The 18,937-nt window shown below is 67.2% G+C and carries 19 protein-coding genes; 12 read left to right on the plus strand and 7 right to left on the minus strand.

The window, feature by feature from the left end; translation table 11 throughout:
- Window positions 1-124: 124 nt before the first annotated feature.
- The 8 genes from G3I71_RS09915 (at window position 125) to G3I71_RS09950 (ending at window position 6,047) form a co-directional block, all read left to right on the plus strand.
- Window positions 125-664, plus strand: a complete 540-nt coding sequence (locus G3I71_RS09915; protein ID WP_164313595.1) for a Uma2 family endonuclease — start codon at window positions 125-127, stop codon at window positions 662-664.
- 248 nt (window positions 665-912) lie between these two features.
- Window positions 913-1,584: a hypothetical protein gene (locus G3I71_RS09920; RefSeq protein WP_164313596.1), complete on the plus strand. Its 672-nt coding sequence runs from the start codon at window positions 913-915 to the stop codon at window positions 1,582-1,584.
- Window positions 1,585-1,670: 86 nt separating this feature from the next.
- The gene (locus G3I71_RS09925) at window positions 1,671-2,666 is read left to right on the plus strand and encodes a hypothetical protein (protein ID WP_239149061.1); all 996 of its coding nucleotides are present in this window, start codon (window positions 1,671-1,673) and stop codon (window positions 2,664-2,666) included.
- Window positions 2,667-2,704: 38 nt separating this feature from the next.
- Window positions 2,705-3,016: a hypothetical protein gene (locus tag G3I71_RS09930; RefSeq protein ID WP_164313598.1), complete on the plus strand. Its 312-nt coding sequence runs from the start codon at window positions 2,705-2,707 to the stop codon at window positions 3,014-3,016.
- Window positions 3,013-4,221 (plus strand): putative T7SS-secreted protein, encoded by a 1,209-nt coding sequence (locus G3I71_RS09935; protein WP_164313599.1) that lies wholly within the window; start codon window positions 3,013-3,015, stop codon window positions 4,219-4,221. The genes G3I71_RS09930 and G3I71_RS09935 overlap by 4 nt, the downstream gene beginning before the upstream one ends.
- A 32-nt stretch (window positions 4,222-4,253) precedes the next feature.
- Window positions 4,254-4,832 carry a hypothetical protein gene (locus tag G3I71_RS09940; protein ID WP_164313600.1) on the plus strand — a complete coding sequence of 193 codons (579 nt, stop codon included), beginning with the start codon at window positions 4,254-4,256 and terminating at the stop codon, window positions 4,830-4,832.
- Window positions 4,829-5,500 carry a hypothetical protein gene (locus tag G3I71_RS09945; RefSeq protein ID WP_164313601.1) on the plus strand — a complete coding sequence of 224 codons (672 nt, stop codon included), beginning with the start codon at window positions 4,829-4,831 and terminating at the stop codon, window positions 5,498-5,500. The genes G3I71_RS09940 and G3I71_RS09945 overlap by 4 nt, the downstream gene beginning before the upstream one ends.
- Window positions 5,493-6,047 carry a hypothetical protein gene (locus tag G3I71_RS09950; protein WP_164313602.1) on the plus strand — a complete coding sequence of 185 codons (555 nt, stop codon included), beginning with the start codon at window positions 5,493-5,495 and terminating at the stop codon, window positions 6,045-6,047. The genes G3I71_RS09945 and G3I71_RS09950 overlap by 8 nt, the downstream gene beginning before the upstream one ends.
- Window positions 6,048-6,097: 50 nt before the next feature.
- Here the strand turns inward: G3I71_RS09950 and G3I71_RS09955 are convergent, their stop codons facing one another.
- Entirely contained in the window at window positions 6,098-6,301 is a 204-nt protein-coding gene (locus G3I71_RS09955; protein WP_164313603.1) for a DUF397 domain-containing protein, read from the minus strand.
- An 8-nt stretch (window positions 6,302-6,309) separates the two neighbouring features.
- Window positions 6,310-7,161 (minus strand): helix-turn-helix transcriptional regulator, encoded by an 852-nt coding sequence (locus G3I71_RS09960; protein ID WP_164313604.1) that lies wholly within the window; start codon window positions 7,159-7,161, stop codon window positions 6,310-6,312.
- 236 nt (window positions 7,162-7,397) lie between these two features.
- On the opposite strand from G3I71_RS09960, the gene G3I71_RS09965 reads away from it, so the two are divergent.
- A complete protein-coding gene (locus G3I71_RS09965; protein ID WP_164313605.1) occupies window positions 7,398-7,838 on the plus strand; it encodes an ATP-binding protein in 441 nt (146 codons plus the stop codon).
- A 19-nt stretch (window positions 7,839-7,857) separates the two neighbouring features.
- Here the strand turns inward: G3I71_RS09965 and G3I71_RS09970 are convergent, their stop codons facing one another.
- The gene (locus G3I71_RS09970; RefSeq protein WP_239149048.1) at window positions 7,858-8,472 is read right to left on the minus strand and encodes a hypothetical protein; all 615 of its coding nucleotides are present in this window, start codon (window positions 8,470-8,472) and stop codon (window positions 7,858-7,860) included.
- Window positions 8,473-8,693: 221 nt separating this feature from the next.
- Window positions 8,694-8,993 (minus strand): WXG100 family type VII secretion target, encoded by a 300-nt coding sequence (locus tag G3I71_RS09975; protein WP_164313606.1) that lies wholly within the window; start codon window positions 8,991-8,993, stop codon window positions 8,694-8,696.
- Window positions 8,994-9,287: 294 nt separating this feature from the next.
- Between G3I71_RS09975 and G3I71_RS09980 the strand changes: the two genes are divergently transcribed.
- The gene (locus G3I71_RS09980; RefSeq protein ID WP_164313607.1) at window positions 9,288-13,916 is read left to right on the plus strand and encodes an FtsK/SpoIIIE domain-containing protein; all 4,629 of its coding nucleotides are present in this window, start codon (window positions 9,288-9,290) and stop codon (window positions 13,914-13,916) included.
- A gap of 184 nt (window positions 13,917-14,100) precedes the next feature.
- Here the strand turns inward: G3I71_RS09980 and G3I71_RS09985 are convergent, their stop codons facing one another.
- Together G3I71_RS09985 and G3I71_RS09990 are read right to left on the minus strand one after the other, a co-directional pair.
- Window positions 14,101-15,786 (minus strand): serine/threonine-protein kinase, encoded by a 1,686-nt coding sequence (locus G3I71_RS09985; protein WP_164313608.1) that lies wholly within the window; start codon window positions 15,784-15,786, stop codon window positions 14,101-14,103.
- A gap of 95 nt (window positions 15,787-15,881) precedes the next feature.
- Window positions 15,882-16,730, minus strand: coding sequence for a menaquinone biosynthesis protein (locus tag G3I71_RS09990; RefSeq protein ID WP_164313609.1), 849 nt, complete (start codon window positions 16,728-16,730; stop codon window positions 15,882-15,884).
- 288 nt (window positions 16,731-17,018) lie between these two features.
- Here G3I71_RS09990 and G3I71_RS09995 point away from each other — a divergent pair, with 288 nt between their 5' ends.
- Window positions 17,019-17,222: a cold-shock protein gene (locus tag G3I71_RS09995; protein ID WP_006380707.1), complete on the plus strand. Its 204-nt coding sequence runs from the start codon at window positions 17,019-17,021 to the stop codon at window positions 17,220-17,222.
- Window positions 17,223-17,369: 147 nt separating this feature from the next.
- Window positions 17,370-18,053 (plus strand): class I SAM-dependent methyltransferase, encoded by a 684-nt coding sequence (locus G3I71_RS10000; RefSeq protein WP_164313610.1) that lies wholly within the window; start codon window positions 17,370-17,372, stop codon window positions 18,051-18,053.
- Between the two features lie 47 nt (window positions 18,054-18,100).
- On the opposite strand, the gene G3I71_RS10005 is transcribed toward G3I71_RS10000, so the two are convergent.
- The gene (locus G3I71_RS10005) at window positions 18,101-18,820 is read right to left on the minus strand and encodes a thioredoxin domain-containing protein (protein ID WP_239149063.1); all 720 of its coding nucleotides are present in this window, start codon (window positions 18,818-18,820) and stop codon (window positions 18,101-18,103) included.
- Between the last annotated feature and the right edge of the window lie 117 nt (window positions 18,821-18,937).

Consider the following 18,937-nt stretch of genomic DNA (forward strand, 5'->3'; position numbering starts at 1 on the left):
ACCGGTGATCTGAACGCGAAGAGATGCGGTGAGCAGAGGCGGTCTCGATGCGCCAATCGGGTCACCGATACATCGACGCGGCTCGGCTCCGGCCAGCCATAATGCTCACAGGAGGTGAGCTGCCATGACTGTCATGAGCGATCTGATCGAGCGAGGCGGTATCCCCGAGGGATACAAGGTCGAGATCTTCGACGGAAGGGTGATCATGACCCCGCAGAGCCCGGAGCAGGACTGGACCGTGTCTGACGTCAAGGACGCGGTCAAAGCCGCAGGCATCGCGCGGGAGCGCGTCTTCGGCGACGTCCTGGTCACCTTCCCGGGCGAGAACGACGCGGCGCCGGACCTGACGATCGTCGACTTCGACGCCGAGCGCCGGAAGAACAGCTACTCGTGCATCGACGTACTCGCAGTCGTCGAAGTCCCGTCCGAGCCGGAGGACGAGAAGGACTACGTCCGGAACGTACAGAAGTACGGACGGTTCGGCATCGACTTCTACATGATCGCCGACCCGTTCAAGAAGACGGTCACGCTGCTGTCGGAGCCGCACGCCTCCGGATACGGGCGAGCTGTCGAGACCCCGTACGGGGAACCGGTCAGTTTCACTCTGGCCACCGGAGAACGTGTGAAGGTCGACACCAGCACTTTCCCGACACGGGAAGCGTGACGGGACAGCCGGTCGGACCGGGTCTCTGACGTGCCGGGTGCCCTAACGGCCCCGTAACTGCCGCGAAGGCAGCCAAAACATCGCGTCCCCTGATACCGCCCCCGTCCGGGGACACCGGGCGCATCGAATTTGCACCAATAGATTCACAAACACCCGCGCCCTGAAGGCAGTCCAGCCTGGCACGACCACAGGCCCCCCAGATACCGTCAGAAGTCTCAGCTGTATCGACATCTCACGGGGAGCCCACCTTGAAGCGCCGTTCTTTGCCCGTTGCTGCCGCGCTCACCGCGACCGCAGCCCTGCTGCTGACGGCCTGCGGCAGCGGAGACGACAAGTCCAGCTCCAACGACAAGATCGCCGGCGCAGAACAGAGCACGGCGACACCGACGAAGTCGGCGGAACCTTCGGCGTCAGCGGCGGAGACCAACCCGGACGGCGTGGATGTGTCCCTGCCCAAGGACATGAACCTGGTCTTCGACTGGACCAAGCCGACGAACAAGAACGAGGCGGCGGCGATGGACGACGCCGCCAACTTCCTCCGCGCCATCTACCGGGGCGTCGACAAGCGCACGGCCAAGGACGCGGCCTTGGCCACCTACGCCACCGGCGGGGGGCTGCACTACGGGGAAGTACAGATCAACGAATGGATCAAGGGTGGCTGGACCGCCACCGGCACCCGCCGCCACTACCAGGCGACAACTCGGTCCGCCGCGAACGGCAACTCGGTGGAGGTGGCGTTCTGTTCAGATGCCAGCAAGTTCTACGGCAAAGAGGTCAAAACAGGGAAAGTCCTGAAGACCGAGCCCAGCCTCAAGGACTTCGGCTACTACAAGATCATCATGGTTAAGTTCCCCACGGGCACGGGCCTGTGGCAGGCATCCAAGGTATTCGTCGAGACGGGGGCGGAGAAGTGCCGGTGAACGCATCACGACGTAGGGTCCTCGCCACCAGCACTGCTGCTCTGACCCTCGCGATCAGCGCTGTCGTTCTCACGGCCCCCGCCTCTATGGCAGAACCGGTGGATTACGGCCAGGGCGGCGACGCGAAGGAAGAGGGCGGCAGCGACAGCACAGGCATCTACGCCGCCGCCAAGATCCAGTACTCCGGTTCCGTCGCCGCGGGCGGCAGCACCGGCAACGTGACGTCGGCCGACGTCAACTGGACGCCCCCAGCCTGCTGGTACGCCCCCTACCTCGGCGCCAAGGACTTCAAGGCGAAGATGTCCAAGAGCATCGAGGAGTCGTTGAACACGCCCGGCATGGGCGGCACCGCAGGCGCGGCAATCAGCGAGGTGCAGCGCCACTACGAGGACGACTACGGCTGGACCGACACCCCCGGCTACAAGGACTACAACGTCGACAAGGACGGCGACGGGATGTTCTGGGCCGGTGTCGAGAACCCCAACGAGCCGGATGCTCTCAAGCGGATGTCCTGCACCGACCTCCCCTTCTGGGTCGACAACGGCGAAGCCCCGCCGCCCCAGTACGAACAGGCCATCAGCCCGGAGATACTCGCCGGCCTCGCCTACCAGCACATGCAGCTTCCCGGCACCAAGGTCACCCTCGCGCCCGCCGCCAACACCAAGGTGAACCTGCCGACTTGGGCCTGGCTCGACGGAGCCGTCTTCGGCGAGGTCCAGGCGACGGCGGCCCTCAACGTCCCCGGCTTCAACATCCAGGCCACGACCACCGCCAAGCCGGTGTCCCTCAAGCTGGAGCCGGGCACCGAGGACGCCGAGACCTACCCGGCCTCCGGCGAGTGCGTCATCAACGCCGACGGCTCCATCGGCGAGCCCTACGCCACGGGCAAGTCCAGTCAGAGTCCGCCGTGCGGGATCAAGTACCTCCGCTCCTCGGGCGACGGCACCTACAACCTCAGGGCGACCATCACCTGGGACATCGCCTGGACCGGCACCGGCGGCGCGGGCGGCGACCTGCCCAACGGCACGTTCGGCAGCGAACAGGCAATCACCGTCCAGGAGATCCAGGCCGTCAATCGCTGATTTCAGTGCGCCAGACCGAACTTAAACGGGGGACCTTTATGGCCGACAGAACCAGAGCTGACCTTGACCTGATCAGGGACTGCTCAGATTCCTTGTACAGGATCCATCGCGAGTTCAAGGACAACGGCAACCCTGCCGACGACTATGACAAAGCACTCGGGAGCGACAAGCTCCGCGACGTCTTCGACGAGTTCTCCGATACCTGGAAGAAGACTCGCAAGAAAATGATGGAGGACATCGAAAATCTGGCAAAGTACACCAAGACCGCCGCCGATACGTACGACACCGTCGACGGGGAACTCGCCAAGGCCCTTCGGGACTCCCGCAAGCAAGCCAAGGGGAAGAAATGAGTTCGCGTCCGCGGGACTGGGAACCGCTGCACGACGGAGACCCCATACCCGGTGATCCCTACGAAGTCGCGCGGCTCGGCAAGCAGTTGCGCAAGATGGCCGACGAGATCGACAAGCAGGCCGAAAACATCAAGGCACTCGCGTCGGTCGAGAGCTGGGACAGCGATGCCGGCCGGGCGTTCCACGAGATAGCCGACGGCACGTCAGGGCGGTTGAAGCGTTCCTTCGAGCGTTACGACGAGGCGGCCAAGGCCCTCGGGACCAAGGTCGTCGACGGAGGCGGCGAATCCTCCGAGTACGCGAGTGAACTCAACCGAGCACAGCAGGTCGCGGACAAGGCTCTGCAGAAGTACCGGGACGCGGAGACCGACCTCAAGGGTGCCACCGGTGATCTCAAACAGTACGAAGGCACGCTTCCGAGCCGTGACGACGTCACGGACCGCACTCGGCTTGCGAAGAAGCGCGACGCCTCGATGGATGTCATTCGCGACTGTCACAGCGAAATCGGGCGAGCGAAAATCATTCGCGATGATGCCGCGAGCGCTGCCGCGAAACACATCAAGAACATCGTCCACCACGACGGCGTCCACGACCCCGGCGGAATCATGAATTTCATGGCGGACTGGGCAGACAGACTTTCCAACCTGTCGGCTATTTTCTCTATTCTGGCCGTGATCTGCATGTTTGTTCCTCCTCTCCAGGCGCTGGCACCGATCTTCGCGCTCTTGGCCGTCGCCACCAGTGCCCTCGCACTTGCCGGGCACGCCTACGACATGACGGCGCGCGGCGGAAAATTCAGTGCGTCCAAGCTCTTCTTCGACACGCTGGGGGTCATGCCAGGACTCGGCGCGCTGAAGGGTTTCCGGGCCATCAAGGGGCTCAAGGGGTTGTCCAAGCTGCGGGGAATCGGCTTCAGTGGCGGTGCGGCGCTCGAAGGCGTGGGCTTCAAATTCTTCAACGGGATCGCCGTCACCGCGGTGAACAAGATCCTGGTCAAGGCTGGAAAATCACCCATCGCGGGAGAGAAGATCACTGCGGGCATCAAGACCGGCAGCTTCGTCAGCGCCATGGTGAAGGTCTTCTCCGGGCACAACGGAAAGGCAACCGGCGACCCTGGTGACCTGCCGAAGGCGACCCCGAGCCCGTCTCCTCAGCCGGCTCCCACGCCTCCGTCTGCGCCGTTCCACACCGCCCTGGCCCAGTAGTACCCGATCCGTCACAAAGGAGCGCGTCACAGATGTCGGACGAAGACCGCGAGCCCGGCCCCGGTGAGTACCGAGCTCGGGGCAGCATCATCAGGAAAATGGTTCCGGGCGAGGTACTGGCTTCAGTACCTGCCGCGCGGGAGGTGGCCGAGGCGGAGGGTCGTCGGCTTCACTTCGATTTCCTCGACGACGAAGCCGTACTGAAGCTGCTTCGCCTCCGTTTTCTCGACGAGGCCAGGCTGCACAGCGCCGGAATGAAGTTGGGTGTTCCGTCCGCACTGGCCCTTGTCGGACTTTTCCTCTACTGGGGCGGCTATGTCCAGTACTGGGAATCGTCGAAGTCTCAGACGCTCTACTACGCGGCGGCCGGGGGCGTGGTCGCCCTTATCGTCCTTCTCTACGTCATCACCCTGACCCGGCACTGGGGAAGCCACCCTCGCCAGAAGGTCCGGGCCCGGGCGGCTGCCTACCGGAAGTTCGCCCATGCCGCCGCCGGTGGCGGCGCCGACCTTCCGGGTTTCTACCCGCACTACGGCCCGTATCCTTTCGCCGCCAATTTCCACGCCGACGCCGAGGATCTCGAACTGCCCAGCGAGGCAGATACCCGATGAGCACAGTCACGCCGGAGAGCGCGGTCACCGCCGTCGTGGACGGTGAGGCCGTCCACGTCCGCTGGATCATGCCCGAGGGCTTCTTCGAGCTACCCATGGACGTGGAGTCGGTCGATGAACTCGCCGACGAGCTAATCGAGTTGGCGAAGCAGGTGATGCCCAAGGGCACACCCGACATGCAGTACCAGTGGGCCACCCTGTGCGCCGGTAACTACGACGCCTTCATCGAAGGGGGCGTGCAGTACTCCGGCTTCGTCGTCACAGAGGTCGAGGGAACCCGCTGCACAGCCACGGTGCATATATCCATCACCGACATCGCGGAGGAGGCCCGGTTCGACCCGGTCCGCGCCACTGCAGGTGCTTTGAGCGAGCTTGGTCAGGGCGAGGTGGCCGAGATCAGCCTGCCCTGCGGCCCGGCCGTGTCGTGCATCGGCGCCCGGCAAGTGACCATCGACGCGTCCCTCGCACCGTCAGGTCAAGCGGAGCCCTTCTGGACGTCGTTCATCCAGGTGCACGTGCCGCTGCCCAACGGCACGGTCGTCGTGCTGGAGATGGTGACGCCGTCCCAGGAAGGCTGGGATGTCTTCTCGTCCATGTTCGCGGGCGTCCTCAAGAGCCTGAGCATTTTCGACGACCAGGGCAATCTCCTGGGACCTTCACGTGACTGAGCCGATACACCCGGAAGCACCCGAGGACTACCAACTCCTCGTGCCCCGCGACTGGTTCCGAATCGACCTCACGCTCGACCGCTGGCGTGCCCAACTCAAAATGTTCGTCGACCAGCAGGCCACTCGCCGGCCGATGCCCGCCGAAGCAAAGCAGGAACTCTGGACAACCCTGCGCAACACGGCGGAGAGCGGTGTCGCGCAGGGGGCCCTGGAACTCTTCCTGCGTACCGAATCCGCTGGCGGCGTGGCCACCCCTGCCACACTACTGATCTCCCTGTTGCCGATGCGGGGGCCCTTGAACGCACCACCGAAGGAGCTCGCCGAGGCACTTTCGGCTCGCCGGGAAACCGTCGCAGACGTGTCCGTGGTACCTCTTCCCGCCGGAGAAACGGTTCGTGTCGCCACAACAACGACACTGGATCTCTACGTCCAGATGCCAGGGGAGGCTGGGTATCTACTTCTCGCCTTCACCGTTCCGCTGAGTGGGATCGGTAGCCCTCTTGGTGAGCTGTGCGAGGCAATCTCTGGCTCCCTGCGGTGGGTGTGAAGGGACAACCCGAGGGCCCGAGAGCCTCACTCGTATCAGGCAGGTCGCGGTCAGGCAGCTGTACGTGAACTGTCGGCCTTGAGCACCTCGACGAACGCCGTGAAGGCTCCGAGGCGGAAGGTGAGTGTGACGTCGGCCGGGGCTTTTGAGTCGCGTATGGCCACCCGGGTGGGCAGGGGGGCTATCTCCACACAGTTGTTGCCGTCGGCGCCGCCGGAGTAAGACGACTTCTGCCAGTTGTCGGGAGTGGTCACTGCGCGCCTCACAGTTCCTTCGCCAGCCTGCGGATGAAGTCACGCGAACGTGCGGGCTCGAGTGACACCGCCTCCACCTTACGGAAGAGCGTTCGAAAGGCGCCGAGTTGGGCCGTGGAGTCGATGAAGGCCGTTCCGTGGGCGGTGTCACGAAGCGCAGTATCCAATTTGGGTACGACGCCACCCGCGTACGTCATGGTGCTCCAGGCTCCGCCGAAGTCGTCCAGGTCAAAGGGGACGACGCGCACGGTGATGTGGTCCGCTTCCGAGAGCTCAAGGATGCTGGTGAGCTGGGCTCGCGAGGCGGCGCGGTCGCTGACCCTGATACGCAGAGCGGCCTCATGGATCACGGCTTCGTACGGGATGGCGGTTGGACCCGTGATGATCGCTTTGCGCTCCATGCGATGGCTGACGCGCAACGCGAGATCGCTGTCGAGGAGTTCGGGGACACGGTACGAGAAGACACCGCGAGCGTAGTCCTCCGTCTGAAAGAGGCCGGGGACGTGCAGGAACTCGATGTCGAAACGGTACGTCGCGTGGTGTTCCAGCTCGGCGATGTCCAGAAATGAAACCGGCAGCAGTCCCTGATACCTCTCCCACCAACCACGTGTCCGGTCAGTCGCCATCTCCACCAGCGCCTCCGTCAACTCCTCGTCCGTGCAGACGTAGTTGGCGGCAAGGCGGCGAACGGTGTCCTCGCTCATGCCCACGACCCCGGACTCGATCTGACTCAACCGCGCCGAGTCCGTTCCCAGGGCTGCAGCGGCCTCGCGCCCCTTGAGCCCCGCGGCTTCGCGCAGTTTCTGCAGCTCAGCGCCGAGGCGCATCTGACGCGCGGTGGGTTGCCGCCTCCTTGCCATGGGGGCTCTCCTCGTTTCAACGGCCCTGGACGGTGACTTCGTTCGAGGGCAGATTACGACAACGAGTTGCGCGAGACCAATTTTGGTCTCTACTGTCGGTGACGCAACGCACACACCGCGGAACCCGGGACCTCCGGAAGCGCACCGCTCCGTCCTGCCACGACGGCTGCGGCATGCCACCACCCGGCAACCGTCAACCTCTCCCCAACTCCCCTCCCCACCAACGGAGTTAACGCATGCCCGAAATCGAGGGAACTGACCCCTCCGAGCCCGAACCCTGGGAGTACGTCCTCCACATCCCCCACGACCTCCGCGCCGTCACCGTCTGCCGCCGCACCGTCCGACTCATCCTCACGATGCACGGCCTGATCCGCCTCACCGACATCGCCGAACTCCTCGCCACCGAGCTGGTCAGCAACGCCGTACGCCACACCAAAGGCCCCGTCGCCCTACGCCTACGGATGCGGGACGGTTTCCTGCGCGTCGGAGCCTGGGACGCCGACCCCGAACCACCCCAACCACCCCTCTCCGCAGAAGCGTTGACGCAACTCACGTATCTGGAGGAAGGGCGAGGCCTGGCCCTGGTCAGTTCCTGCGCCGATCTGTGGGGCTGGCAGCCGCTGAGCAGAAGCGGCATCAAGGGCAAGTACGTATGGGGTGACCTCGTCGCCGCCTAGCGCGTTGATCGCGGACACGTCAGCCCCGCTCATCGCCCGTGGCGTCATACTCCCGGTCCCACCGGCTCTGCCGTACGCCGCCCCACGTACCCATCGCCACGGCCGCCACGATGAGATACGTGAGCAGTTCCCCGTACGAGATCGTGTCCACGGCATCGACCGGTCGGGCGACGCCTTCCGGGTCGTAGCGAACACGCAGTGTGTCCCCTTCCGACACCGACTCCCTGCAGCCGTCCTCCTCCGAAAGCGAAGGCCAGATCGCACGCCCGGTGGATGCCCGCACCAAGCACTTGTCGGTCCTGCCCTCTTCCTTGTGCACCACCACGGCCTCGGTCCACCGCCCGCGATCCGCCAGACCGGCCTGATCGCCGGCCTGTTTACCGAACGTGCCCAGCGCCACCCCCGCGACAACGGGCACGATGAACTGCCAAGAGACCTTTCGCCGCTTGAGCGGAACCCGGCGCAGCCACAGCACAGGTACCAACACCGTCGCGAGCGGCAGCACGATCCAGGCAAGCAACAGTGCCGCGCCGCCGAAAGGGTTCGGCAGAGGTGCTGCGGGGACAAGCCAGGCCAGTTCTGCGGAGCCGCCGGCGCACGCGAGGGCGCAGAGCGACCAGCGGATCATCGCCATCCGCCGCCAGGAAACCTCATCCGCCCACCCTGGCCGTACGTCAGCCTGGGACGACTTCGCTGCCATTTTTTTTCCCGCACTTTCCGGGCGGCGCCCGCCCGGTGCGTACAGCATCCGCTGCCGCACCAAGCGGGCGCCTCGCAGGCACTGCCGCTGAACTACGTCTCTGTACCGAGCCTTTGTACCGAGTCTCCGTACAGCACCTCTGAACTGCGCTTCGGCTACCTCTTCGCCGACTTGGCCAGTTCCTCGTCGATCTGCTCGAACTTGTCCGCGGCCATGGTCAGGTAGTCGCCCATGCCGTCCAGACCGTCCAGCGTGTCCTTCGCGCCGCGGGTGAACTCCTCGAAGTTCTCGTCGAAGGCCTTCGACGAGCTCTTCGTGACGTAGCCGGACTCGACCAGGTTCGCGATGTACTTGCGCAGGCCGTCCAGCTTCTCCTGGAGCTTTTCCTTCTCCTTCACGACATGCTTGGCAGCATCCCGCATGTCCTGATATGTGACATCAAGGTCCTTGGCCATGAAGCTGCTCCCTCGTCAAAGTGCCGCAGGGCCAACCCCCGTGGCTTCCCTGATCCAACTCGCTGTTCCAACTTGCTGTTCCAACTCGCTGAGGCAGCAGCTTACGGGTGTGGCGCGAGGGGAGACATCCCGGTTCTGGAACAGAACTGTTCAACACCGTTCCGTCACCGATTCACCATAGGGAAGAGCCCCGGGCCCACCCGTTGCCCTTCTGTCACAGGGAGCGGATATCGTCGCTCTGTACGGTGGCCGGCGTTGTGGAAGCGGCCACGGGGGCCGTTGGGGAGGACAACCGTGCGCCTGACTCTGACCGTGGTCGATCCGTTCGGCGGGAGCAGCGCCGACGTCGTGCTCGACGCGGATCCCGAGTCCACCGTCGGGGACATCGCGCAGGAACTGGCGAAACAGGTCGGCCACAGCGGTGCCCAGATCATTCCGCTCGGGCATCACGGGCAGGTGCCTCCGAACAACTCCCCCCTTGTCTATGTGGACGGTTACGCCGTCGACCCGAGCGCCAACGTCGGCGGATCGCCCTTGCGCGAAGGGGCCGTTGTCAGCCTTCAGGATCCGGCCGGGTGTCTGCCCGGGGAGCCGACCGGGCTCGTCGAACTGCGTGTCGTGGGCGGACCCGTCGCCGGGTTCGTGCACCGGCTCGGGGTCGGGCGGTACGACATCGGCAGCGGGCCCGCCTCGTACATCCGGATCGACGATCCCGAGGTCGACGCCCGCGCCCTCACGTTGTCAGTTGCAACCGATGGCACCTGCCAGGTCGCCGTACACGGAGAGAAGGACAGAGAGAAGGACGGGGACAAGGACGGGGGCAAGGAGAGGGACAAGGAGAGCGTCACCCTCGACGGCAAGGCGATGGCGGACATCGAGGGGAACGAGTGGCCCCTCGGCGGGCAGATCGCCATCGGCAACTCCCTTGTAGAACTGGCCCGTTACACCCCGCCCAACGCCGCCCTCAAGTGGTCCGAGGACGGTGTCGGCCTCGACTACAACCGGCCGCCTCGGCTGCGCGCCCCCGACCGGCAGACCAAGTTCCGGCTGCCGTCGCCGCCCCGGGACTTCGAGGCCCGGCCGCTGCCCTGGCTGATGGCGCTGACGCCCCTGGTGGGCGCGATCGTGGCCGTGGCGATCTTCGGGCGCTGGTACTACCTGATCATGGCCGGCCTCAGTCCGATCATGCTGTTCGCCAACTACTCCATGGACAAGAAGCACGGGCGCAAGTCCCATGCCAAGCAGGTCAAGGAGTACAAGGAGCAGAAGGCGCGGATCGAGAAGGACGCGCAGGACGCCCTGCTCGCGGAGCGGCAGGACCGGCGGCACGCCATTCCCGACCCCGCCACCGTCCTCTCCCTCGGCACCGGGCCCCGTACACGGCTGTGGGAGCGGCGGCGTACCGACCGTGATCATCTGCTGCTGCGGGTCGGCACCGGGCAGTTGCCGTCCGAGGTCGTGCTCGACGACCCGGAGCAGGACGAGCACCGGCGTCAGGTGACGTGGAAGATCGAGGACGCGCCCGTCGCGCTGTCGCTGCGGTCGCTCGGTGTCATCGGCATGGCCGGTCCTGGGGATTCGGCTCGCGCGCTCGGGCGGTGGGCCATCGCCCAGACCGCCGCGCTGCAGAGCCCCATGGACGTCCAGTTCTACGTGCTCAGCGAGAGCACCGCGCAGGAGAGCTGGGACTGGGTCCGCTGGCTGCCGCACACCAGGCCGTCCGGCGGGCAGGACGTCAACGTCCTCATCGGGACGGACGCGGAGACCGTCGGCGCGCGTATCGGCGAGCTGACGCAGATCCTCGACGCGCGCAAGAAGGCCGCCGAACAGAACAAGGGGCAGCGGGCGTCGTTCAGCGACCCGGACATTGTCGTCGTGTGGGACGGGTCCCGGCGGCTGCGGTCCCTGCCCGGCGTCGTCAAGCTGCTGCGCGAGGGGCCGGCCGTGGCGATGTACGCCCTCTGCCTCGACGCCGAGGAGCGGTTCCTGCCCGGTGAGTGCCAGGCCTTCGTCGTCGCCGAACCCAAGGCCGAGGAGCACGCCGACCCGGCGTACGCAGCCAACCAGGGTCAGCCTCAGCCGCAGGTCGCGGGCGGGTTCCCGTCCTTTCCCTCCTTCCACGCCTGGCATGCCGCCGACAGCGAACCCGATCAGCGCGCCCAGGCCGACAAGCTGCGGCTGCGCGTCGAGGAGGAGAGCGCGGAACGCGTGCGTGACGTACGCCCCGACTTCGTCTCCGCCGCCTGGTGTCTGCGCCTCGCCCGGTCCCTGTCCGCCCTGCGCGACATCAGCGGCGAGACCGAGGACTCGGCACTGCCCGGCTCCAGCCGACTGCTCGACGTGCTCCAGCTGGAGCCGCCGACGCCCGACGCGATCACCGCGCGCTGGCGGATGGGCGGGCAGTCGACGATGGCGGTCATCGGTGAGTCGTACGACGGCGCGTTCGGCATCGACATCCGCAAGGACGGGCCGCACGGGCTCATCGCCGGTACGACCGGTTCGGGCAAGTCGGAGCTGCTGCAGACCATCGTGGCCGCGCTCGCCGTCGCCAACACCCCCGAGAACATGACGTTCGTGCTCGTCGACTACAAGGGTGGCGCCGCGTTCAAGGACTGTGTGCATCTCCCGCACACCGTCGGCATGGTGACCGACCTCGACGCCCACCTCGTGGAGCGCGCCCTCGAATCGCTCGGCGCCGAGCTGCACCGCCGGGAACACATCCTGGCCGCCGCCGACGCCAAGGACATCGAGGACTACCAGGACCTCGTGCGCAGGGACCCCTCGCATCCTCCCGTCCCCCGACTCCTCATCGTCATCGACGAGTTCGCGTCGATGGTGCGCGACCTGCCGGACTTCGTCACGGGTCTCGTCAACATCGCCCAGCGAGGCCGTTCCCTCGGTATCCATCTGCTGCTCGCGACACAGCGGCCGTCGGGTGTCGTGTCCCCGGAGATCCGCGCCAACACCAACCTCCGTATCGCCCTGCGCGTGACGGACGGCGGCGAGTCCAGCGACGTCATCGACTCGCCGGAGGCCGGGCACATCTCCAAGAACACCCCTGGGCGGGCCTACGTACGACTCGGCCACGCCTCCCTCGTCCCCTTCCAGTCCGGACGGGTCGGTGGACGCCGGCCCGGAGCGGCGGACCCGGCGGTACTCATGCCCTGGTCGGGTGCGCTGGCCTGGGAGGACCTGGGCCGGGCCGCGCTGAAGAAGCCCAAGGTCGAGGCGCGGGAGGACGAGGAGATCACCGACCTCAAGGTGCTCGTCGACGCCGTGCGTGACGCCAACCGGTCGCTCGGTATCCCGCCCCAGCACAGCCCCTGGCTGCCCGCGCTCTCCGAGACGCTGCTGCTCGACGAGATCGAGGTGCCCGCCTTCGCCGACCATGGCACGGGCAAGCTGGCGCCCGTCCCGTACGGCATCGAGGACCTGCCGGCCGCCCAGGCTCGTCGCCCGGTCGTCGTCGACTTCGCCACCTTCGGACATCTGATGATCGGCGGCGCCCCGCGCAGTGGCCGCTCACAGATCCTGCGTACGATCGCCGCCTCGCTGGCCCGCACCCACTCCACCGCCGACGTCCACCTGTACGGCATCGACTGCGGCAACGGCGCGCTCAACGCCCTGAGTCGGCTGCCGCACTGCGGGGCTGTCGTCAGCCGTAACCAGACCGAGCGCGTGATCCGGCTCGTCAATCGGCTGAAGGGTGAGATGTCGCGCCGCCAGGACCTGTTGGCGGAGAAGGGGTTCGCGGACATCGGTGAGCAGCGGGCCGCGTCCGAGGCGGACGAGCGGCTGGCGCACATCGTCGTACTGCTGGACCGCTGGGAGGGCTGGGTGCCCACCCTCGGCGAGGTCGACCACGGCTCGCTCACCGACGAGTTGACGACGATGATGCGCGAGGGTGCGAGCGTCGGTGTTCATCTTGTCCTGACCGGTGACCGGACGCTGCTGGTCGGCCGGATCGCCACGCTCACCGAGGAGAAGTACGGGCTGCGGCTCGCAGACCGCAGCGACTTCTCGACGCTCGGTATCCCGCACCGCAAGGTCCCGGAGGAGATTCCACCGGGGCGCGGCTACAAGAACGAGTCCGGTATCGAGACCCAGTTCGCGCTGCTGTCGGAGGACACGACCGGTCAGGGCCAGGCCGCCGCGATCACCGCGATCGGGGAGGCGGCTGCGGCCCGGGACGCCCAAGTGCCGCGCTCCCGGCGCCCGTTCCGCGTCGACAGCCTGCCTTCGCGGATCTCGTTCGCGGACGCGTGGGGCATGCGCGACCCGGAGACCTCCGGCTCCCGTCTCTGGGGGCTCGTGGGCATCGGCGGCGACGACATCACCGGCTTCGGCCCCGACCTCGCGACCGGTGTGCCGACGTTCGTCATCGCCGGGCCGGCCAAGTCGGGCCGTTCGACGGTGCTGATGAACTTCGCGCAGTCGTATCTGTCCCAGGGCGTACGTCTGGTCATCGCGGCGCCGCGTCAGTCGCCGCTGCGGCAACTCGACGGTGCGGACGGGGTGTTGAAGATGTACACCGGCGACGACATCGACGAGGACGACTTCGAGGAGCTCATCGACCAGGCGTCGGTCGAGGAGCCGATCGTGGTCCTCGTCGACGACGGGGAGATCCTGGAGGACTGCGACGCAGCGAGCCAGATGAAGAAGATCGTCTCGCGGGGTGCGGAGCGGGGGCTCGGGCTGGTCATCGCCGGTGACGAGGAGGATGTCTGCAGTGGGTTCAGTGGGTGGCAGGTCGATGCGAAGAAGGGGCGGCGGGGGATTCTGCTGTCCCCGCAGGAGTCTTCGAGCGGGGATCTGATCGGGGCGCGGATCAGCCGGAGCATGGTGGGTGGGCAGGTGACGCCTGGCAAGGGGATGTTGCATTTGGGGGATGGGGAGTTGCGTACGGTCGTCATCCCGGGGTGAGTGAGGGTAGGGGCGGCTTGTCTTCGCCCCCGCCGCCCCTACCCGTCCCATCCTGTTCCTGGGGGCTGCGCCCCCAGACCCCCGCTGTCGGCCCTGAACGGGCCTCGTCCTCAAACGCCGGACGGGCTGAAATGCCCGGGCCGAGACGGGTGGGCGGGTGAGCGGGAGAACTCGCCCAACTCCCCTACCCCACCCGCGACATCCGAGCCACCGGATCCCCCGCCTCCGGGTTGTCCGTCTCGTACTTCAGGTCGTCACCGACCGGTGTGAGGAGCACCCTGTGCGACCCCGTGGTGCACACGTTCCTGTTCGACTTGTCGGCGATCGACGTGACGACGAGCTGCGTCTTCGTGACCTGCTTCAGGTACAGATCGTCGTCGCAGATGCCGCCGATCTGGTCGGTCTGCCGGAAGGTGCCCAACTTCTCGCCCACGGCGGCCTGTTGGACCGTCACCCGGAACGTCCCCATCGGCAACGCACCGTCGAGGGCGACAGCCGGCCCCTCCCAGGTGCCGACGTAGGACGCGGGGATCGCCGTAGGCCCGGTGACCACGCCCCCCGACGAGGTGCTCGGTGCCTGGCTCTCCTCGGCCTGGCCCGAGTCGTCGCTCGGCACCGGGGACTTGGCCGTGTCGGAGCTGCTGCTCTGAGCGGTGCCGTTGTCATCGCTCCCGCCCGGCAGCAGGTCGAACACGTACACCGAGCCCACCGTCACCGCGGCCATCGCGCCCGCCACCGCGAGGGCCACCGTGCAGCTCAGCTTCCGTCCGCGCCCGCCGGCGACGGGTGCCGAGGTCGCCGCGACGCTCACGGAGACCTTGCCGGGCGTCCGATCAGCCGGCTCCGGCTCCGCGTCCCGAGGCCCCGGCAGCGCCGGAAGCACCGGACCCGGCATCACCGGCGGCGGCCCGAACTCCCCCGCCCCACCCGCCGGCCCGGACAGCGCACCTTCCTTGACCTCCGCCTCAGCCCCCGCCACCTCCAGGTTCAGCAACGCCACCGCGCTGCGGCTGACCCGCTCCACCAGCGCTCCCGGCAGCCACCCGCCCGCCACCAGCCGCGCCGCGCCCTCCGGAGCGAGCCGCCGGGCCACCTCGCCGGGGGCCGGTCGCGCTGCCGGGTCCTTCGTCAGGCACTCTTCGACCACCTCCCGCAACTCACCCTCGAGTCCGTCGAGTTGGGGTTCCTCGTGGACGACCTTGTAGAGCAGGGCCGCCGAGGAGTCACCGGGGAAGGGGGATCTGCCGGTCGCCGCGTACGCCAGTACCGCGCCCAGGGAGAAGACGTCCGCCGCTCCCGTGATCGGCTTGCCGAGGATCTGTTCCGGTGACATGTAGCCGGGCGAGCCGACCGAGACACCCGTCGACGTCAGGGACGCCGTGCCGTCCGTGGCCCGTGCGATGCCGAAGTCGATGAGAAGAGGGCCGTCGAGGGTGAGGAGGACGTTCGAGGGTTTCACGTCCCGGTGGACGAGGTTCAGGGCGTGTACGGCGGTCAGCGCCTCGGCGAGGCCGGCGCCCAGTGCCCGTACGGAATCCAGGGGCAGAGGGCCGGCGCCCGTGATCGCCGCCGTGAGGGAAGGGCCGGCCGCGTACGCCGTCGCGACCCACGGCACCGGGGCGTCGGGGTCCGCGTCCAGGACGGGGGCCGTCCAGGCACCGCCGACCCGCCGGGCGGCCTCGACCTCGCGCCGGAACCGGGCCCGGAACTCCTCGTCGAGCGCGAAGTGCGGGTGCACGATCTTGACGGCGACGGTACGGCCGCCGGCGCTGCGCCCCAGGTAGACCCGGCCCATCCCGCCCGCGCCGAGCCGCCCGAGCAGCCGGTAGGGCCCCACGACGGCCGAGTCACCGACGTCCAGCGGCTGCATGACCCCCACCTCTCCCCCGTACACACACCGCACACGACCTCATACGCCCGCATGCGCCCGTACTGCGCGCGCTGGTCCCGTGCGCGATCAGCAGCCTACGGCTCCAGGAGGTCGACCTCCACGTCTGCGGGGAAGCCTGTCGTGGGGCCCACCCGGCGGGCGAACTCCCGCACGGCCGCCAGCTGCGGCCCGCCGAAGCGGAAGTCGAGGGTCGTGAAGTAGCGCTCCAGGACCTGCGCGTCGAACTCCTCCCAGCGGGCCGCCTGTTCGGCGACCTTGCCGACCTCCTCCAGGGAGAGGTCGCGGGAGGCGAGGAACGCCTCATGGACCTTGCGGGTCAGGACCGGTTCGCGCTCCAGGTAGTCCTTCCGGGCCGCCCACACCGCGAAGACGAACGGCAGCCCCGTCCACTCCTTCCACAGCGTGCCCAGGTCGTGCACCTCAAGGCCGTAGCGCGGACCGTCCAGGAGGTTGGCGCGCAGGGCGGCGTCCCCGATCAGCACCGCCGCGTCCGCCTCCTGCATCATCAGGCTGAGATCGGGCGGACACGTGTAGTAGTCGGGCTGTACGCCATAGCGCTCGGCCAGGAGCAGTTGCGCCAGGCGCACGGAGGTGCGGGAGGTCGAGCCGAGTGCGACCCGTGCGCCGTCCAGGCGGTCCAATGGGACCTGGGAGACGAGTACGCACGACATCACCGGGCCGTCACAGCCGACGGCAATGTCCGGGAAGGCGACCAGGTCTTCGGCGTTACGGAGGAACTCGACGAGCGTGATGGGCCCGATGTCGAGATCCCCGCGCACCAGCTTCTCGCTGAGCTTCTCAGGGGTGTCCTTGGTCAGCTCGAAGTCGAGGAGCGTGCCTGTTCTCGCGAGCCCCCAGTACAGAGGCAGGCAGTTCAGGAACTGGATGTGGCCGACGCGCGGCCGGGTGCGAGAATTGTCCACATCGCGAGGCTAACGGGCGTTCGGTACGGTGCACCCTCCCGGGGGTTGTCAAGGCCGCGCGCCGCCCCTCAAACGTCCGGGTGGCGTGATCTTGACCTCTATTGCTTTCAGGTAGCTGCATGCTAGGCTCGCCGCAAGTTGCAGTTTGGTTTCCCTTGCAGTACAGAGCCTGCGGAGCATCTGACCGCGGGCTCTCGTCGTATTCAGAAGAATGCAGTTGTTTACAAGTTTTTGTTTACACCTTGCAGGTTCTGGAGCAGGGCAACCCTTTGGGCCCAGGGAGGGCTTATGGCTACCGGAACCGTGAAGTGGTTCAACGCCGAAAAGGGCTTTGGTTTCATTGCCCAAGAAGGTGGCGGCCCGGACGTCTTCGTCCACTACTCCGCGATCAACGCGAGCGGATTCCGCTCTCTCGAGGAGAACCAGGCGGTTTCCTTCGACGTCACGCAGGGCCCGAAGGGCCCGCAGGCGGAGAACGTCAGCCCGATCTAAGTCTTCGGCTCAGCTGAGCCGAACGCTCTGATCCGGAACGTGTGCAGTACCCCAAGGAGCTCCGAGCCGTCACGACGGCATCGGAGCTCCTGCCTTTTCCGGCCGCGGCCGGCCGCGTTGTCAGTGGGCCCCGCTAGCGTCTCCTCCATGACCACCGACACCGACACCGACACCGACACCAACCCCGACTTCGTCGCCGCGACCCGCGTCTTCTACGACGCCATCGCCGAGGACTACTTCAACCGCTTCCGTTCCGGGCACGCCGCCCAGCCGTTGGAGCGGGCCGTGCTCGCCGCCTATGCCGAGTTCGTACGGGGTTCAGGGGGCGGCAGCGGCCAGGTCGCCGATCTCGGGTGCGGACCGGGGTGGGTCACCGGGTTCCTCGACTCGCTCGGGCTGTCGGTGTTCGGGCTGGACGTGTCGGCGTCGATGCTCGCGGTGGCCCGGCGGGAGCATCCGGGGCTGCGCTTCGAGCAGGGCTCGATGCTGGAGCTGGACCTCGCCGACGGGACGCTCGCCGGAGTCGTGGCCTGGTACTCGACCGTCCACACCCCTGCCGACCAACTGCCCGCCCTCTTCGCGGAGTTCCGTCGCGTACTGGCACCGGGCGGGCATCTGCTGCTCGGCTTCCAGGTGGGGGACGAGCCCAAGCACATCGACCAGCCCTTCGGGCTCCCCGTGTCCATGGACTTCCTGCGGCGCCGACCCGACCGGATCGCCGGGCTGCTGACGGAGGCCGGATTCACGCTCGCGTCCCAGACCGTACGAGCGGCGGACGAGCAGGCCGGGGAGTCGTCCGAGCAGGCGTTCCTGATGGCCCGCAAGCCGTGAGGGGCTGAGGGGGCTGAGGTGGGCTGAGGGACTTAGGAGGTTCTGGCTCAGTATCCGTAGTCCTCGGGGTCCGGAAGTGGCTGGTAGTCCTTGTACTCCTGCCACTCTCCCGGGTTGTCCTGGATCAGCTGCAACAGCTTCCCGAAGGCGGTCGGGTCGTACAACGCCCCGCTTATCTCGTCAGGGACACGGACGTCGTCGATCACGGCGGTCGGTGTGCCCGGGCCCTTTCCGGGCTCCGTGCCGACAGTCTCGTAGGCGTGCTCGGAAGCGGTGACGAAGGAGCGGTACTTCATCGTCCTCACCGCCGATTCGAACGCGGGGGTGCGCAATCCGTCGACCTGCTCGGCCAGTTGGAGGAGGCGGGCGTCGGTGAAGCCGTCGACCTCCTCCTCGGGCTGGTTGGCGTACAGCACCTCGTGGTACTCGGCGAACCTGCCGGTGTCCAGTGCGGCCCTGAGCGCGTTGGCCGCCTTCTTCGAGCCGCTCCCGCCGAGCCTGTCGTCGAGGAAGGAGGCCAGGGTGTACTCGGCCTTGACCTCCCGCCGCAGCACGGCGTTCTGGAGTTCCGGGCCGCCGCCGGTCGTCTCGAACTCCTCGCAGACCGGGCAGCGCATGTCCTCGTACAGGTGCACGGTCACCTCGGCGGTCGGGTCGCCGACCATGACGGTCGTGCCGCTCACCGCGAGCTTCTCCGGCACCTGTGCCAGGGTGTCGTACGGCTTCGGATCCCCGTACCGCTGCCCGCATCCCGTGACGAGCGCCATGCCCAGTACCGCCATGCCGACCACCGCGACCGTCGTCGTCCTTCTTGACGCGGCGAACCGCCCCCCGTGCCTCACGCGCACCTGTTGCCTCCCCAGCAATCAGCGTGACACTAAGGC

The sequence above is a fragment of the Streptomyces sp. SID12501 genome (assembly GCF_010550245.1).
GTDB lineage: Bacteria > Actinomycetota > Actinomycetes > Streptomycetales > Streptomycetaceae > Streptomyces.

Coding starts and splice junctions, on each gene's coding strand:
- G3I71_RS10005 (WP_239149063.1), bottom strand. CDS start 18,820: ATGGCGCTCGTCACGGGATGCGGGCAGCGGTACGGGGATCCGAAGCCG.
- G3I71_RS09930 (WP_164313598.1), top strand. CDS start 2,705: ATGGCCGACAGAACCAGAGCTGACCTTGACCTGATCAGGGACTGCTCA.
- G3I71_RS09935 (WP_164313599.1), top strand. CDS start 3,013: ATGAGTTCGCGTCCGCGGGACTGGGAACCGCTGCACGACGGAGACCCC.
- G3I71_RS09925 (WP_239149061.1), top strand. CDS start 1,671: ATGGCAGAACCGGTGGATTACGGCCAGGGCGGCGACGCGAAGGAAGAG.
- G3I71_RS09975 (WP_164313606.1), bottom strand. CDS start 8,993: ATGGCCAAGGACCTTGATGTCACATATCAGGACATGCGGGATGCTGCC.
- G3I71_RS09945 (WP_164313601.1), top strand. CDS start 4,829: ATGAGCACAGTCACGCCGGAGAGCGCGGTCACCGCCGTCGTGGACGGT.
- G3I71_RS09960 (WP_164313604.1), bottom strand. CDS start 7,161: ATGGCAAGGAGGCGGCAACCCACCGCGCGTCAGATGCGCCTCGGCGCT.
- G3I71_RS09970 (WP_239149048.1), bottom strand. CDS start 8,472: ATGGCGATGATCCGCTGGTCGCTCTGCGCCCTCGCGTGCGCCGGCGGC.
- G3I71_RS09995 (WP_006380707.1), top strand. CDS start 17,019: ATGGCTACCGGAACCGTGAAGTGGTTCAACGCCGAAAAGGGCTTTGGT.
- G3I71_RS09915 (WP_164313595.1), top strand. CDS start 125: ATGACTGTCATGAGCGATCTGATCGAGCGAGGCGGTATCCCCGAGGGA.
- G3I71_RS09940 (WP_164313600.1), top strand. CDS start 4,254: ATGTCGGACGAAGACCGCGAGCCCGGCCCCGGTGAGTACCGAGCTCGG.
- G3I71_RS09985 (WP_164313608.1), bottom strand. CDS start 15,786: ATGCAGCCGCTGGACGTCGGTGACTCGGCCGTCGTGGGGCCCTACCGG.
- G3I71_RS09965 (WP_164313605.1), top strand. CDS start 7,398: ATGCCCGAAATCGAGGGAACTGACCCCTCCGAGCCCGAACCCTGGGAG.
- G3I71_RS10000 (WP_164313610.1), top strand. CDS start 17,370: ATGACCACCGACACCGACACCGACACCGACACCAACCCCGACTTCGTC.